This is a genomic window from Maribacter arcticus (assembly GCF_900167935.1).
GTDB lineage: Bacteria > Bacteroidota > Bacteroidia > Flavobacteriales > Flavobacteriaceae > Maribacter > Maribacter arcticus.
Genome location: NZ_FUYL01000006.1, coordinates 162781 through 180074 on the forward strand (window position 1 = coordinate 162781; position 17294 = coordinate 180074).

Sequence of the window (17294 nt, forward strand, 5' to 3'; positions counted from 1 at the left end):
ACACTATGTCTTAGGCGTTTCTTCTTCAGCTTTTTCAATTTTAATAGTCAACTCTTCACTCTTTTCGTCAAGATCGATAAATATAGTATCTCCCTCTTTAAGTTTAGAATTCACAATTTCTTCTGCTAAAGCATCTTCGATATATTTCTGTATAGCTCTTTTAAGTGGCCTAGCACCGTATTGCTTATCGAAACCTTTCTCTGCGATATAATCTTTTGCTTTGTCTGAAAGATTTAAATGATAACCTATATCTTCTATTCTTCTAAACAATTTTGCAAGTTCAATATCAATAATTTGGTGAATATGTTCTCTTTCTAGAGCATTGAAAACAATTACGTCATCAATTCTATTCAAAAATTCAGGAGCAAATGCTTTTTTAAGTGCATTTTCAATAACTCCTTTTTGATGCGAATCTTCTTGAGATTTTTTGGCTGCTGTTCCAAAACCAACACCTTGGCCAAAGTCTTTCAATTGTCTAGCGCCAATATTCGATGTCATAATAATAATCGTATTTCTAAAATCGATTTTACGACCAAGACTATCTGTTAAATAACCATCGTCCAATACTTGTAAAAGCATATTGAACACATCTGGATGCGCTTTTTCAACTTCATCTAATAAGATTACTGAATATGGCTTTCTTCTAACCTTTTCAGTCAATTGACCACCTTCTTCGTAACCTACGTACCCCGGAGGTGCCCCAACCAATCTAGAAATGGCAAATTTCTCCATGTACTCACTCATATCTATACGAATAAGAGCATCTTCTGAATCAAAAAGTTCTTTAGCTAAAACTTTAGCCAACTGAGTTTTACCAACTCCTGTTTGTCCTAAAAATATAAATGAACCAATGGGCTTGTTTGGGTCTTTTAGTCCAGCTCTATTTCGTTGTATAGCTTTAGAAACTTTTGCAACGGCTTCGTCTTGACCTATAACGTTAGACTTAATAAGATCAGGTAAGCCAGCTAATTTGTTACTCTCAGTTTGAGCAATTCTGTTAACAGGTATGCCGCTCATCATAGAAACAACATCGGCGACATTATCCTCACTAACTGTTTCTTTATTCAGTTTGCTGTCATCTTCCCAACGCTCCTGAGCAATGGCCAGTTCTTTCTCTAAACTTTTTTCATCGTCGCGTAATTTTGCGGCCTCTTCATACTTTTGCTTTTTGACTACGCTATTTTTTAGCTCACGAACATCTTCCAATTTCTTTTCTAATTCAAGAATTTGTTTCGGAACGTCCATATTTACAATGTGTACACGAGATCCTGATTCATCTAAAGCATCAATGGCCTTGTCAGGTAAAAAACGATCTGTCATATACCTGCTAGTCAATTTCACGCAGGCTACAATTGCCTCGTCAGTATAAGTTACATTATGATGGTCTTCATATTTACCTTTTATATTATGTAAAATTTCAATAGTCTCATCAATAGTTGTCGGTTCAACGATTACTTTTTGAAAACGTCGTTCTAATGCACCATCTTTTTCGATATACTGTCTATACTCATCTAAGGTAGTTGCACCAATACATTGAATTTCACCTCTTGCCAATGCTGGTTTAAACATGTTTGAAGCATCTAAGCTTCCAGTTGCACCACCTGCACCAACTATAGTATGAATTTCATCGATGAACAAAATAACATCGTCATTTTTTTCAAGTTCATTCATAACCGCTTTCATGCGTTCTTCAAATTGGCCACGATATTTAGTGCCCGCAACTAAGGAAGCCAAATCAAGGGTTACAACACGTTTGTTATAAAGAATTCTTGAAACTTTTTTATTGATTATGCGTAGTGCAAGCCCTTCAGCTATGGCACTTTTGCCAACTCCGGGTTCACCTATCAATAACGGGTTGTTCTTTTTTCTTCGACTTAAAATCTGAGAAACTCGCTCAATTTCTTTCTCACGACCAACAACGGGATCTAATTTATTTTCTTCTGCCATTTGGGTAAGATCTCTTCCGAAATTATCCAGCACGGGAGTTTTAGATTTCTTAGTTCCTTTTTGGCCTGAAGTAGCGCCAAAGGTACTTTCCTTTCCTTCAGATGTATCATCAGAATCACTTGGAAAAGATTCGGCAGTTGGGCCATCTACCATATCGTCGTCACTTGTTATCATAAATTTGAACTGTTCTTTTACGCCGTCATAATCTACTTTCAACTTATGTAAAAGTTTTGTAGTAGGGTCGTTTTCGTTTCTTAGAATACAAAGTAAAAGGTGAGCTGTATTTATCGAAGAACTCTGAAAAAGTTTAGCTTCTAAAAAGGTTGTTTTTAGTGCACGTTCAGCTTGTCTTGTTAAATGTAAGTTCTTTTTGTCCTTTTGAACACCGTTAGCGTTTGGATTCGAAGGGCTGAGTATTTCAACCTTTCTTCGTAAGTGCTCAAGATCTACTTCTAAAGCATCTAAAATGCTAATAGCCTTCCCGTTTCCATCTCTAAGGAGCCCTAACATTAGGTGCTCAGTACCGATAAAATCGTGACCAAGTCGCAATGCTTCCTCCTTGCTATATGCAATTACATCCTTTACTCTTGGGGAAAAATTATCATCCATATACTGTTATTATCTACTATAAAATTACTAAATCTCATCCAATCAATGGCAAATACCATACCTATAATCGTTAAAGTTATTGTAAAACCTACAAAATTTGAGTCTCATCACATGAAAATGAGCATATATCTTTAAAATTAACATTTCAAAGTCAACTGTTAATAAAAATTCATATTATTAAATCCACTTATACTATAAACGCCTAGGATTTAAGTATATTGGCATGCTTTTTTACTAATTAAAAAACAGAAGATTTTAAATGGCTGACGGTGAAAAATTAATACCTATTAATATTGAAGATGAAATGAAATCTGCCTACATCGATTATTCGATGTCGGTCATTGTGTCACGAGCTCTGCCAGATGTCAGAGATGGTTTAAAACCAGTGCACAGAAGGGTTCTTTTTGGAATGCATGAATTAGGGGTTAGAAGTAATAGCTCACATAAAAAATCTGCCCGTATTGTCGGGGAGGTACTTGGTAAGTATCACCCACATGGTGATACCTCTGTTTATGATGCAATGGTACGTATGGCTCAAGAATGGAGTCTTCGTTATATGCTTGTAGACGGTCAAGGTAACTTTGGGTCTATAGATGGTGATAGTCCTGCAGCTATGCGTTATACGGAGGCCCGTATGCGTAAGATTGCAGATGATATGCTTATCGATATAGAGAAGGAGACGGTAGATTATCAATTGAATTTTGATGATTCGTTGAAAGAGCCTACCGTACTTCCTACAAGGGTACCAAATCTATTGGTAAATGGAGCTTCTGGAATTGCTGTAGGTATGGCGACCAACATGCCTCCCCATAATTTAGCAGAAGTTATTGATGGTACAGTTGCTTATATCGATAATAATGACATTACGATTGATGAGCTAATAACGCATATAAAAGCTCCTGATTTTCCAACGGGTGGTATTATTTATGGTTATGATGGTGTAAAGGAGGCCTTTCATACAGGTAGAGGACGTGTAATGATGCGCGCTAAAGCAACTTTTGAAGAGGTGCAGGGTAGAGAGTGCATTATAGTTCATGAGATTCCTTATCAAGTGAATAAGGCGGACATGATTAAGAAAACCGCCGACCTTGTCAATGATAAGAAAATTGAAGGTATTTCTAATATTAGGGACGAGTCTGACCGTAATGGTATGCGAATCGTTTACATCTTAAAAAGAGATGCAATACCTAACATTGTACTAAATATGCTGTATAAATATACGGCATTACAAACATCTTTTAGTGTCAATAATATAGCCCTGGTAAACGGAAGGCCACGATTGTTGAACGTAAAGGAAATGATTCATTATTTTGTTGAGCATCGCCATGAGGTTGTCGTTAGGCGTACTGAATTTGAATTGAAAAAGGCTGAAGATCGTGCTCATATTTTAGAGGGATTGATTATTGCTTCAGACAATATTGATGAGGTTATAGCAATTATTAGAGCTTCAAATAATGCAGATGAAGCTCGAGCAAACTTAATTGAACGCTTTAAACTAAGCGAAATTCAAGCCAAGGCAATTGTAGAGATGCGATTACGTCAACTTACTGGTCTTGAGCAAGATAAGCTTAGAACGGAATATGATGAGATAATGCTTCTGATTACCGACTTAAAAGATATTCTTGATAAAAAGGAACGCAGAATGCAGATCATTAAAGATGAGTTGCAAGAGATAAAGGATAAGTATGGTGATGAGAGAAGGTCTGAGATAAATCTTGCTGGCGGAGACCTTAGCATGGAAGATATGATACCTGATGAGCAAGTGGTTATTACTATTTCTCACGCGGGTTATATTAAAAGAACTCCATTATCAGAATATAAAACTCAACATAGAGGAGGAGTAGGTCAAAAAGCATCTTCAACAAGAAATGAAGATTTCTTAGAGCATCTTTTTGTAGGTACTAACCACCAATATATGTTGTTCTTTACGCAAAAAGGAAAATGTTTCTGGATGCGGGTTTTCGAAATACCAGAGGGTAGTAGAACTTCAAAAGGAAGAGCTATTCAAAACCTTATAAATATTGAACAAGATGATAGTGTGAAAGCTTTTATCTGTACTCAAGATTTAAAAGATGAGGAATATGTAAACGGTCACTTTGTTATCATGGCGACTAAAAAAGGTGTGGTCAAGAAAACATCTTTAGAGCAATATTCCAGACCGCGTCAAAATGGTATTAATGCAATTACTGTTCGTGATGGTGATGAGTTATTAGAAGCTAAATTGACAACAGGAACAAGTGAGATATTTTTAGGTCTTAAATCAGGTAAGGCAATACGCTTTGAAGAAAGTAAGACCAGGCCTATGGGTCGTAATGCATCTGGTGTACGTGGTATTACCTTAGCTAATGATGAAGATGAAGTAATCGGTATGGTTTCTGTTCATAATTTTGAAGATGAAATTTTAGTGGTTTCTGAAAAAGGATATGGTAAACGTTCAAGTATTGAAGATTATAGGGTAACTAATAGAGGAGGCAAGGGTGTTAAGACAATAAGCGTAACAGATAAAACTGGTGGTCTTGTTGCTATTAAAAACGTTACCGATTCAGATGACTTGATGATCATTAATAAATCTGGAATTGCAATTCGTATGAGCGTAGAAGATTTACGTGTAATGGGTAGAGCAACACAAGGTGTTAGATTGATAAACATTAAAGGAAATGATTCAATAGCCGCTGTTGCCAAGGTAATGAAAGATGAAGATGATTTGGAGGAACCTGAAATACTTGATATTGAGGTAGATACTGAAAACGGCACGGAGATTGATACTAATGAGCCAGATGATTCAGAAGAATAAACATCTAAATTTTAAACACTAATAATTAATATATTAAAAATGAAAAATAGGTTATTACTTGTAGCTGCATTGACATTTACAATGGTCGGTTTTGCACAAAAGAATGAAATAAAAGATGCTGAAAAAGCATTGAAAGATGGCGATACAGCAGCAGCTCAAACAGCTATAGAGGCAGCTTCTGGTACTATTGGTGCTGCAGACGAAAAAATACAGACGCAGTATTATTTTACTAAAGGTAAAATTTACAGTGATTTGGCTAAAAAAGGAAATAATGATGCATTTGAGAAATCTGCAACATCCTTTAAGAAAGTTATTGAGATTGAAGAAAAATCTGGTAAGCAAAAATATACTGGTGAAACTAAACAGTACATGGCTTCTTTAACTGCGGATCTAGTAAACTCTGCGGTTAGCGATAATGGAAATAATAAATTTAAGGAAGCAGCTGAGAAGTTGTACATGAGCTATACGCTTAGTCCTAGAGATACTTCTTATTTGTATTATGCAGCGGGTAGCGCTGTTAATGGCGGTCATTATGAAATGGCATTAGATTACTATAACGAACTACAAGAAGTTGGATATGATGGTGGAGGTGTTGTGTATAAGGCTACCAATGCAGCTACAGGTGAAGTAGAGGAGATGGATAAGTTTCAACGTGATCTTATGATTAAATCTGGAGGCTATACAGATCCTATAGATGAGAAGACTCCATCTAAAACAGCAGAAATTGTTAAAAATACAGCCTTAATTTATACTCAATTAGGCCAGGACGAGAAAGCTTTAGAAGCATACCAAGCAGCTAGAAAAAATGATCCTGAAGATGTAAATCTTATCCTAAATGAGGCAAATCTATACTTCAATCAAGGAAATAAAGATAAGTTTAAGGAATTAATGGCTGAAGCTATCGCATTGGCTCCTGATAATGCTGACCTTCATTACAATGTAGGGGTAATAAGTATGGAGCAAAATAATTATGAAGATGCTAGAAAATCATATAAGAAGGCCATCGAAATTGATCCAAAGTATACAAATGCTTATTTAAACCTTTCAACTACCTATGTAAACGAAGGTAATGAATTGATTGATGATATGAATTCTTTAGGTAACTCAAGAGCTGATATTGCTAAGTATGACGAATTAAAAAAGAAAAAGGATGATTTCTTTAGGCAAGGTGCAGATGTTTTGGAAGAAGCTTTAAAAAATAATCCTAAAAGTGAAAATATTATGATCCAGCTTAAGAATATTTACGGAGCTATGGGCGATAATGAAAACTTTTTAAAAATGAAGAAGATGTTAGGTGAATAATCTAATCTCTTTATTTAATTTAAAAGGCCCTTTTCAGGGCCTTTTTTTATATGATTTTTTTAATGACCCTAAGTTGATGGGTATATGTTCTAAGGTCGTTATTAAATATGCCTGCATGGTCTAATCGGTCAACCCTAACTTTACCATTTACATGAATAACGTAGTTGTTGCCCATTATTATTCCTACATGGTCTATTTCACCGCTAGCGTTGTCAAAAAACGCTAAATCACCTGCTTCACTTTCTTCTACAAAACTTAGTGCTACGCCTTGGGTAGATTGTTTGTCAGCAGTGCGTAATAAATTATAGCCATTTATTTTATAAACCATTTGAGTAAAGCCGGCACTGTCAATTCCAAAAGGAGATCTTCCTCCTTTTATTTCTGGAGAATTAAGGTAAAGTAATGAAGTCTCAACGAGTTTAACTTTCGGTTGTAATCCTTTAATCACATTTCCATCAAAACTGGCATGAAGTGATGGGGTTTCTGGTATGCTTGATCCAAGAAGTATTGGTGTTAAACTTTGATTTCTATCTTCTACGAAAGTAATAAGGTCAGCAACAAATTTAGAATCCTTGTTTTGTTGTAAGGCTATAAACTCCTCTTCTGGTATAAATGCCAATTGGCTGTTCATAATCCAACCTTCACATTTATCAAATATTGTTTTTATTCGAGACCAGTTTTTTCGCGACTCTAAAATTTTAAAATGTTCACCGAACAAAAGTTGGGTAATCATTTCCGAAACTTCATCGGGATTGCTCCTTACTGGAATTATACTTAAGTGACAAATACCGTATTGCATGTAGGTTTTCTATGCTCTTAGACTCTTTCAATAATTATTGCTGAAGCGCCACCGCCACCATTGCAAATTGCAGCAGCACCTAATCTAGCATTATTTTGTTCCAAAACGTTCATTAAAGTTATAAGTATTCGAGCACCTGAACATCCTAATGGATGACCTAAAGAAACCGCACCGCCGTTAACATTAACATTGCTATCATTTAAACCTAATAATTTCATATTAGCAAGACCAACAACAGAAAATGCTTCATTAAATTCAAAGAATTCAATCTCTTCAATTGATATATTAGATTTGGCTAAAGCCTTTGGAAGGGCTTTTGCTGGGGCAGTAGTAAACCATTCTGGTTCATGAGCTGCATCTGCATAACCTTTAATGACAGCTAATGGTTTTAAATTTAGTTCGTTGGCTTTTTCTCTACTCATTAAAACCAATGCAGCAGCTCCATCATTAATAGTTGAGGCATTTGCAGCCGTAACAGTACCATCTTTTGAAAACGCTGGTCTTAAATTCGGAATTTTATCAATGAATACATTGGTGAACTCCTCATCTTTAGCTATTATTTTAGGCTCTCCACGTCTTTGTGGTACGGCAACTGGAATTACCTCATTGTCGAATTTTCCAGCTTCCCATGCTTTAGATGATCTTGTGTAAGATTGAACCGCATATGCATCTTGATCTTCTCTACTAAAATCATATTTAGCAGCACAAGCATCAGCACAAACACCCATAGCATTCTCATCATATGCGTCTACCAAACCATCTTTCTGCATGCCATCGATTAAAGTTGATGGCCCAAATTTGGTGCCTGTTCTCATTTGAACATAATGAGGTATAAGGCTCATGTTTTCCATGCCGCCAGCGACTACAATATCTGCATCGCCTAACGCTATTGCTTGGGCGCCTTGCATTACTGCTTTCATACCAGATGCACATACCTTATTAATTGTTGTGCAGGGCACTGTATTTGGAATACCAGCGAATATGGCAGCTTGTCTTGCAGGAGCTTGACCTGTGCCTGCTTGAACAACATTGCCCATTAGAACTTCATTTACTAAGGCGGGGTCTAAATTTATTCTCTTTAATGCGCCTTCAATAGCGATAGCGCCCAATTTGGGAGCAGGCATTGTAGACAAACCGCCCATAAAGCTTCCGATAGGTGTTCTTACAGCTGAAACAATTACAACCTCTTTCATGTTTTAATTATTTTGATTTGACGAAATTACTAAATTCTATAGCAACCAAAGGGATATCATTTCATTTACTAGTTATCAGTTTATTATTTTCTATTTTTGATGAACATAATAATTTTTTCTTTTGGATAATCTCTATAAAAAGCAATCGCTAATTTTTAAGTATATACTATATATAGCGGCCGTTGCTTTTATAGTTTTTTTCTTGCCTAAGGGAGGTAAATTTAAATATGAATTTCAAAAAGGGAAGCCTTGGCAGTTTGAAAATCTATATGCGCCCTTCGATTTCTCGATTAAAAAGACTGATTCTGAAATAACAAAAGAAAAGCAGTCTATTGAAAGTGCCCAGCTTCCTTATTATAATTACGACGAAAAGATAGTTCAAGGTATTCGTGAGAAATTAGAAAAAGAATTTGATGATAAATGGAATAATACTGGATTAAGAAATAATCAAAAAAATCGGCTAGAGAACTCTTCAAAGGCAATTTTAGATTCAATCTACAGTAAAGGAATATTACAAAATAACGGAAAACAAGTACAGCGAAATTTTATCTACCTCGTTAAGGATAATGAAGCAAGGAAAGTTAGGGTTTCGGAGTTTTATAGAGTCAATGAGATTAATGACTTGGTGGCTCGAGTTTTAGAAGATAATAATCTATCAACCTTTACAAATGAAACGCAATCGCTCTTTTTTGATTTGATTGCTCCGAATGTAAGCTTCGATAATAATTTGACTCAAAAAGCAAGAGACGAAGCTTTGTCAAAATTATCATACACTAGAGGCACTGTTGATCAAGGCAGATTAATTATAGCAAAAGGTGAAGTTGTTGAGGCAGAAAATTTAAAGGTTTTAGAATCATTAAAGGCTGAATATGAGTCAGAATTATGGACCGCAAATAATTACTACTACATTTTAATTGGGTATACAGTATTGGTTGCACTCGTACTAATAATGCTTTTCTTATTTCTTAAAAAATATAGAAAAACGGTTTACGACAATAATGTAAAAGTGACCTTCATATTTTTCAATATACTATTGATGGTGTTTATAACCACAATGGTTATTAAGTATAATGATCAATTGGTCTTCGTAGTGCCATTGTGTATTCTACCATTAATCTTAAAAACTTTTTTTGATGCTAGATTAGGTCTTTTTGTGCACGTACTAGCGGTTTTGATTTTAGGTTTTGTCGTTCCTAATAGTTTTGAATATATTTTTCTTCAGATTATTACGGGTATAGTTACTATTCTAACAGTATCTGAACTTTATAAGAGAGCTAATTTATTTGTTAGTGTAGGTCAGATAACGTTGATTTATATTATTGGTTATTTGGCTTTCCATACTATTCATGAAGGTGACTTAAGTGATATTGAGTGGTACACTTTAGGTCTTTTTCTATTAAATGGTATGATAACGCTGTTCGTACAGCCATTAATCTATATTTATGAAAAGGTATTCGGACTTGTTTCTGATGTATCCTTGTTAGAGCTTTCAGATACTAATTCTAAGCTGTTGAAAGAACTTTCGAATAAAGCTCCAGGTACATTTCATCATTCTTTACAAGTGGCAAATTTAGCCGAAGCTGCAGCAAACGAGATTGGAGCAAATGCTATGTTGGTTAGGGTAGGGGCTTTGTATCATGATATTGGTAAAATGAACGATCCTACCTTCTTTACCGAGAATCAGATAACGAATGTGAATCCGCATGATGAATTAAGCCCTAGAGATAGTGCTAGAATTATAATTGACCATGTAATCAAAGGAATAGAAATCGCTAGAAAAAACAATATTCCTGATAGAATTATTGATTTCATTCGTTCGCATCATGGTACAACATTAGTTTATTACTTCTATAAAAAGCAAAAAGATTTAGAGGGTGAGTTGAACGAAGAAGATTTTAGATACCCAGGGCCATTACCATTTTCCAGAGAAACTGCAATTTTGATGATGGCAGATTCGGTAGAAGCAGCATCTAAAAGTTTAAAAGACCCAACATTTTTGATAATTGATGAATTCGTTGATAAGATAATTTCAGGTCAAATGAAAGCAAATCAATTTTTGAATGCAGATATAACTTTTAAGGAAATAGAAACAATCAAGAAAATATTCAAACAAAAGCTAATAAACATTTATCATTTGCGTGTGGAATATCCTGAGTAACAGTGGTCTAAATTTTTATTTAAAAAAAGATAAAAAATAGTTGTGTAAAACGAGTTATACTTATACATTTGCATCCGCTATTGAGAGCGAAAGTTCATTGAAGAATTACTGGAGAGGTGCCTGAGTGGCCGAAAGGAGCGGTTTGCTAAATCGTCGTACCCTAACAAGGGTACCCAGGGTTCGAATCCCTGTCTCTCCGCAACGATATGTTGAGAGACATAATTTAGATAACCATCTCGGGGTGTAGCGTAGCCCGGTTATCGCGCCGCGTTTGGGACGCGGAGGTCGCAGGTTCGAATCCTGCCACCCCGACCAATAAAAATCCAATCACGAAAGTGGTTGGATTTTTTGTTTTTAATACTTTTTCTGAATTGAACTAGGTTTTACTTTTAATACTTGCTACCTAATTCAAAAGGGTATAAAAACTTGAAATATAGATTGGTCATAGCCACTAAAAAATTCCCATATATATAAACCTTTGTGAAAATATTTCTAACTCCAAGTTGTTAAAAATCTGGTTTACTATTTTGTATTACTCTCGTGCATAGAATATTACATATATCATTGGTTTCTATTTTGTAATTGGTTCCAATTAATATATTTAGCTTATTATTAAGTTGTATTTAATTTTACAATAAAATAGTAACTTTAAAGTATATGAACTTATATACTACCATACTATTAGAGTTTTTACTTATATCTTCAAGTATACTTTTCTTGTTTAAGTATAGAACTAAACTTGGTTTAGCTCCACTTTACATTCTTTTGGGTTCTGTACAATATTTACAAGCCCTTTCAGGTTCCATGGTTAGTTTTAAAATATTTGAAGAATATCCTATCTACCCTGGTTCTGTAATTATCTTTAGCGCTGTATTATTTGCTATATTATTAATATATATAAAAGAAGGTGTTGCTAGTGCTAGAACGCTTATTATTGGCATTATTATTTCAAATGCTATTTTATCGGCGTTGTTTGGTATTACTTATGTTCAAGAGCATGCTACTCAAATCATTAGTCTTGAAGATCCATCGTCTATTTTTCAAATAAATTATAAATACTTTATTACAGGTACTATAATATTATTTATAGATTTTTTTTTACTGGTAATTATATATCAGTTTTTAATTTCAAAACTTAATAAATTATATTTTTTTTTAATTCTATTTATTTCATTATGTTTTGTATTACTTTTTGATTCACTTGCCTTTAATATACTTCTCAAGTACGGTACACCAATTTTCACAACTTCATTAATTGGTCATATAATAGGTAAATCGTTTTCAGCTGTTATATTTTCTTTGATACTTTATATTTATTTAAAGTTTATAGATAAAGAGGAAGATAATGCTGGTTTTATTGCTGCTCAAAACAGAGAGATTTTTTCAATACTCACCTACAGAAAAAAGTACTTTAATCTTAAGGAAGAGAAACAAAAAGTAGAGAAAAAATTTATTTCACAAATTGAATCTACGTTAAATCAAATTTCTGATGGTTTTGTGTCATTAGATAATGATTGGTGCTATACCTATGTAAATAAGAAAGCAGGTGAGTTTTTAGGTCGGTCTCCTGAAAGTTTAATTGGTAAGTATATTTGGACTGAATTCCCAAAAGGTGTTGATTTACCTTTTTATCATGCCTACCATAAGGCCGTTAAAACTCAACAGACGCAATACTTAACAGAGTATTATGAGGCTTTTGATAAATGGATTGAAAATAGAATTTATCCTACCCCTGATGGCTTATCTATTTATTTTACAGATTTTACTGAACGCAAAACAGCGGAAATCGCTTTAAAAGAAAGCGAAAAGTATCTTGATAACATTATAGATAATATTGGTGATCCCGTATTTGTAAAAGATAGCGAAAGTCAATTATTACTAGTAAATGATGCTTTTTGCAAAATTTTTAATGTTACAAGAAAAGATGTAATCGGTAAAACGTTAGCAGAAAACGTACCACCTGAAGAAAGAGAGAGTTTTCTACGAATAGATAAACAAGTTATTTTAACAGGCGTTGAAAACGTGAATGAAGAAACTTTAAGCCTAATTGGAAAAGAAACGCAAATAATTTCAACAAAAAAAACACGATTTGTAGATAGCAATGGCACTAAATTTTTAATTGGAGTTATAAGAGATATTACAGAACGTAAAAAAGCAGAGATTGAATTAGAAAAACATAGAAATAACTTAGAAGGGTTAGTTGAGCTCAGAACTAATGAATTAGAAAAAGAAAAAATAAAAGCGCAATCTGCCGATTTAATGAAGTCTGCGTTTTTAGCAACCATGTCACATGAATTAAGAACACCTATGAATTCTATTATTGGTTTTACAGGTATTCTACTAAATGAATTAGCTGGTCCTATAAATGATGAGCAAAAAAGGCAATTAGGTATGGTTAAAAACAGTGGGCAACATTTATTGGGCTTAATTAATGATGTTTTAGATATTTCTAAAATTGAAGCTGGCAAATTAAAAGTATCACTAGACCATTTTAATTATCTAACAACGTTAGAGAAAACAATCGATTTTTTATTGCCACAAGCATCTAAAAAAGAACTTCAAATACTTTTAGAAATTTCTGTACTGAATATAACTTTAAATAGTGATGAGCGAAGAGTAGAACAGGTTTTACTCAATTTGCTTTCAAATGCTATTAAGTTTTCTAACCAAGGTGCAATTACAGTTAAAGTAGATATTGTTGATGGGTTAGTTGTAACACAAGTAATTGACCAAGGCATTGGCATAAGTAAAAAAGACCTACATAAGTTATTTGAACCATTTATTCAATTAGAACATGGATTGAATAGAAGTCATGAAGGTACAGGGCTAGGGTTGGCAATTTGTAAAAGTTTAATAGAAAAATTAGGAGGTACCATAAACGTACAGAGTAAAAAAGGAGTGGGAAGTAATTTTACATTTACATTGCCTTTAGATAGTGCTATTAAGAATTAATAAATGAGAATTCGAACAAAACTTCAAATTGCCTTTATTACTACAGCTAGTATCGTTGCAGTAAGTATATTGAGTGTCTCTTACTTTTCTATGCTAACACATTTTGAGCAACAAGAAGGAAAACGACTCAAATTGAATGTGGTTCAAACGGCAAAAGCTATTGATTATTTTATGTTTAATAGAGTAGCAGACTTTAATGTTTTAAGCAATAACCCCTTATTTAGTACAAGTTCTAATGATATTATTTCTGATTATTTATTAAGAGTTGTAAATCAATATCCATTTTATGAAGACCTCTTTTTTGTAAATAAAAATGGAATCATCCTTTCTTCATCAAACAAGGAATTAATTGGAGCAAATATGTTACAATTAGAGCCAGATATAGAAGATGAATTCAATAAAACAATAAGCGGAGGACCTAACGATGTGTTTATTTCAGATGTATCTAATATTTCGCAAAAAGAAATTGAGGAAAACGCTGTTTTAGATCTCGAATTATTGAGTGATGTAATAGACTTAAATGAAAATGTAGTTGGCGTATTAGTAGGTTCCATCAATATTCAAATCCTAAGTGAATTGATTTTTGAAATTGATGACAAAATATTTGATAATGAAAATACATATTTAGTAAACGACAAGGGTATTGTACTAATATCTGGAAATAAGGAGGTCGAAATTTTACAGCAACATCCTGATTTATTTCTAAAAGAGTTACAACAGAAAATTGAAAACGGCGAAAACGGCTTTTACATATATAAAAATACAATAGACATAAAAATTATCTCAGGCTATGCAGATCTTTCAGAATATGGCGCTGAACGGGTTGGTAATTGGTCCTTGCTGTCAACAACGCCATATAATAAGGTAATGCAGCCAATTTATAACATGATTTATAAGGCCTTCTTTATTTTTCTATTTATAATTTTAGCCCTATTCGTATTACTAATTATTTTTTCTGGCACATTCTCGAAACCAATAGTTGAGCTAGAGAAAGCGGTATCTGATTTTGGTATTAGTGGCAAACCATTAAATTTAAAGAGTACTAATAAAGACGAAATAGGAAGCCTATACGAGTCATTTAATATAATGACAGAAAACTTGTATGAGTTATCAAAGAAAAGAGACAGCGCTGAACATAAATTAATTTTAGCCAAAGTAAAAGCAGAAGAGAGTGAAAATCATTTAAGAACAATTTTAGAAACTGAACCAGAATGTATAAAACAACTGGATGCAAAGGGGGAATTGATTTACATGAATCCTGCGGGTTTAGCAATGATAGAAGCCGATAATCTAGATATGGTAAAAGGCCAATCTATGATAGGCCTTATAACCCGTAACCACCAACGAGCTTTTAAGAAGCTTACAAATGAAGTTTTTAATGGTAATTCTGGACAACTTAAATTTGAAATAAAAGGACTTAAGGGCACCACCAGATGGCTTGAAACACTTGCTGTGCCATTTAAAGATGCAGAAGGAAACATTATTTCATTACTCGGGGTTACAAGAGATATAACAGAACATAAAAAAGCGGAAGAAACTATTAAGGAAAGCGAAGAAAGATTTGCTGCCATATTTAAAGCAGCACCTGGGTCAATTATATTAACGTCCTTATCAGATGAGAAAATCGTTGAGGTTAATGATAATTTTTCAATAATAACAGGTTATAGTCGCGAAGAAGCAATAGGAGAGACAATAAAAGATTTAAATATGTGGACAAACCCTGCATCAAGGGTGCGTTTTTTAGAATCGATAGAGAAAAATGGATTTGTACATGATTTAGAAGCAGATGTAAATCACAAATCTGGCATTATCTTAAATGGGTTAGTCTCAGCTCAAGTAATCACTATATCAGAAAAAAAATACCTGCTTGGTGTTTTCAATGATATAACTGAGCGAAAGAAAATAGAGGAAGAAATTAGGTCGGCACATCAACGACTAACTACGCATTTAAACAATTCTCCACTAGCCATAATTGAATGGGATAAAAATTTCATCATCCGCAATTGGTCGGTTCAAGCAAAAAATATATTCGGTTGGGAAGCATCTGAAGCGGTAGGAAAACATTTTAATGACCTGAATTTGATTTATGAAGAAGATGGTGCGATAACTGCAATTATTGCTGAAGATTTAATGCTTGGTAAGGTAAAAAGTAATAGAAATATTAACCGCAATTACACCAAAAGTAAAAAAGTGATTTATTGTGAATGGTATAATTCTGTTTTACAATCGGCAGATGCTGAAATAGAAACAATTTTTTCATTAGTACAAGATGTAACGGATCGTAAAAACGCAGAGATTGAATTAGCAAAACATAGAAATAACTTAGAAAGGTTGGTTGAGCTCAGAACAAATCAATTCGAAAAAGAAAAAATAAAAGCACAATCTGCCGATTTAATGAAGTCTGCATTTTTAGCAACCATGTCACATGAATTAAGAACACCTATGAACTCTATTATTGGTTTTACAGGTATTCTATTAAAAGAATTAGCTGGGCCTTTAAATAATGAGCAAAGAAGGCAATTAGGCATGGTTAAAAACAGTGGACAACATTTATTGGGCTTAATTAATGATGTTTTAGATATTTCTAAAATTGAAGCTGGCAAATTAAAAGTTTCTATTTATTATTTTAATTATTTAACAACGTTAGAAAAAACAATTGATTTCTTATTACCGCAAGCAGCTAAAAAAGAACTTCAAATACGTTCAGAAATTTCTGAACTTAATATAATTTTAAATAGTGATGAGCGAAGAGTAGAACAAGTATTACTCAATTTGCTCTCAAATGCTATTAAGTTTTCTAACCATGGTACAATTACAATAAAAGTAGATATTGTTGATGGGTTAGTCGTAACACAAGTAATCGACCAAGGCATTGGTATGAGTAAAAAGGATCTTAATAAATTATTTATGCCATTTATTCAACTCGATGGAGGGTTAAGTAGAACTCATGAAGGTACAGGGCTAGGTTTAGCAATTTGTAAAAGTTTAATAGAAAAATTAGGAGGTACAATACAAGTACAAAGTAAAGTAGGTAAAGGAAGCAATTTCACTTTTACATTACCACTAGAATATGTTAATCAAGTGTAATACATTAAAGGTGTAATGCAAAATTGTTTAGCCAAGTTTAGTATATTTAAGAAATAACATTCTGACAGTAAAATATTTATGAAAAAAACTATATTAATTATTGAAGATAACGAACAAAATATGTACATGTTATCTTATCTGTTAGAGCAAAGTAATTATACTATTATTAAGGCATATAATGGATTAGATGGCTTGAAGTTGGCACATGAAAACCATCCAGAAATTATTTTAATAGATATTCAATTGCCAGATATGGATGGTTATGAAATATGCAATAAATTAAGTCATAATGGGCTGCCTAAAAGTACCGTAATTATTGCGGTAACTTCTTACGCTATGGGTGGTGATAAAGAAAAAGCAATAGAAGCAGGTGCAGATGGCTATTTAGAGAAACCAATAAACCCAGACACTTTTGTAAAGCAAATGGAAAGTATTGTAAATGGAAAATAAGGC

Annotated in this window: 9 protein-coding genes and 2 tRNA genes; 8 read left to right on the forward strand and 3 right to left on the reverse strand. The window is 33.5% G+C overall.

Annotated features, from left to right (window positions below; all coding sequences use genetic code 11):
• Positions 1 to 3: 3 nt before the first annotated feature.
• Positions 4 to 2556: an ATP-dependent Clp protease ATP-binding subunit gene (locus B5X55_RS10940; protein ID WP_079512663.1), complete on the reverse strand. Its 2553-nt coding sequence runs from the start codon at positions 2554 to 2556 to the stop codon at positions 4 to 6.
• A gap of 259 nt (positions 2557 to 2815) precedes the next feature.
• Here B5X55_RS10940 and gyrA point away from each other — a divergent pair, with 259 nt between their 5' ends.
• Together gyrA and B5X55_RS10950 are read left to right on the forward strand one after the other, a co-directional pair.
• Positions 2816 to 5350, forward strand: coding sequence for a DNA gyrase subunit A (gyrA, locus tag B5X55_RS10945; protein WP_079512664.1), 2535 nt, complete (start codon positions 2816 to 2818; stop codon positions 5348 to 5350).
• A gap of 39 nt (positions 5351 to 5389) precedes the next feature.
• The gene (locus B5X55_RS10950) at positions 5390 to 6652 is read left to right on the forward strand and encodes a tetratricopeptide repeat protein (RefSeq protein WP_079512665.1); all 1263 of its coding nucleotides are present in this window, start codon (positions 5390 to 5392) and stop codon (positions 6650 to 6652) included.
• 46 nt (positions 6653 to 6698) lie between these two features.
• On the opposite strand, the gene B5X55_RS10955 is transcribed toward B5X55_RS10950, so the two are convergent.
• Positions 6699 to 7451 (reverse strand): C40 family peptidase, encoded by a 753-nt coding sequence (locus tag B5X55_RS10955; RefSeq protein WP_079512666.1) that lies wholly within the window; start codon positions 7449 to 7451, stop codon positions 6699 to 6701.
• A gap of 17 nt (positions 7452 to 7468) precedes the next feature.
• Positions 7469 to 8644, reverse strand: a complete 1176-nt coding sequence (locus tag B5X55_RS10960) for an acetyl-CoA C-acyltransferase (protein WP_079512667.1) — start codon at positions 8642 to 8644, stop codon at positions 7469 to 7471.
• Between the two features lie 121 nt (positions 8645 to 8765).
• Here B5X55_RS10960 and B5X55_RS10965 point away from each other — a divergent pair, with 121 nt between their 5' ends.
• The 6 genes from B5X55_RS10965 (at position 8766) to B5X55_RS10990 (ending at position 17291) form a co-directional block, all read left to right on the forward strand.
• Positions 8766 to 10802 carry an HD family phosphohydrolase gene (locus tag B5X55_RS10965; RefSeq protein WP_079512668.1) on the forward strand — a complete coding sequence of 679 codons (2037 nt, stop codon included), beginning with the start codon at positions 8766 to 8768 and terminating at the stop codon, positions 10800 to 10802.
• Between the two features lie 110 nt (positions 10803 to 10912).
• A tRNA-Ser gene (locus B5X55_RS10970) sits at positions 10913 to 11001 on the forward strand.
• Positions 11002 to 11039: 38 nt separating this feature from the next.
• A tRNA-Pro gene (locus B5X55_RS10975) sits at positions 11040 to 11117 on the forward strand.
• 342 nt (positions 11118 to 11459) lie between these two features.
• Complete coding sequence (locus tag B5X55_RS10980) at positions 11460 to 13754, forward strand: PAS domain-containing hybrid sensor histidine kinase/response regulator (protein WP_079512669.1); 2295 nt, start codon at positions 11460 to 11462, stop codon at positions 13752 to 13754.
• A gap of 3 nt (positions 13755 to 13757) precedes the next feature.
• Positions 13758 to 16841 carry a PAS domain S-box protein gene (locus B5X55_RS10985; RefSeq protein WP_079512670.1) on the forward strand — a complete coding sequence of 1028 codons (3084 nt, stop codon included), beginning with the start codon at positions 13758 to 13760 and terminating at the stop codon, positions 16839 to 16841.
• Positions 16842 to 16919: 78 nt separating this feature from the next.
• Complete coding sequence (locus tag B5X55_RS10990; RefSeq protein WP_079512671.1) at positions 16920 to 17291, forward strand: response regulator; 372 nt, start codon at positions 16920 to 16922, stop codon at positions 17289 to 17291.
• Positions 17292 to 17294: the final 3 nt, after the last annotated feature.

What these genes read in the sequence shown, in the direction of transcription:
- B5X55_RS10985 (WP_079512670.1), top strand. Translation starts at nt 13,758, where the DNA reads ATGAGAATTCGAACAAAACTTCAAATTGCCTTTATTACTACAGCTAGT.
- B5X55_RS10990 (WP_079512671.1), top strand. Translation starts at nt 16,920, where the DNA reads ATGAAAAAAACTATATTAATTATTGAAGATAACGAACAAAATATGTAC.
- gyrA (WP_079512664.1), top strand. Translation starts at nt 2,816, where the DNA reads ATGGCTGACGGTGAAAAATTAATACCTATTAATATTGAAGATGAAATG.
- B5X55_RS10955 (WP_079512666.1), bottom strand. Translation starts at nt 7,451, where the DNA reads ATGCAATACGGTATTTGTCACTTAAGTATAATTCCAGTAAGGAGCAAT.
- B5X55_RS10940 (WP_079512663.1), bottom strand. Translation starts at nt 2,556, where the DNA reads ATGGATGATAATTTTTCCCCAAGAGTAAAGGATGTAATTGCATATAGC.
- B5X55_RS10960 (WP_079512667.1), bottom strand. Translation starts at nt 8,644, where the DNA reads ATGAAAGAGGTTGTAATTGTTTCAGCTGTAAGAACACCTATCGGAAGC.
- B5X55_RS10980 (WP_079512669.1), top strand. Translation starts at nt 11,460, where the DNA reads ATGAACTTATATACTACCATACTATTAGAGTTTTTACTTATATCTTCA.
- B5X55_RS10950 (WP_079512665.1), top strand. Translation starts at nt 5,390, where the DNA reads ATGAAAAATAGGTTATTACTTGTAGCTGCATTGACATTTACAATGGTC.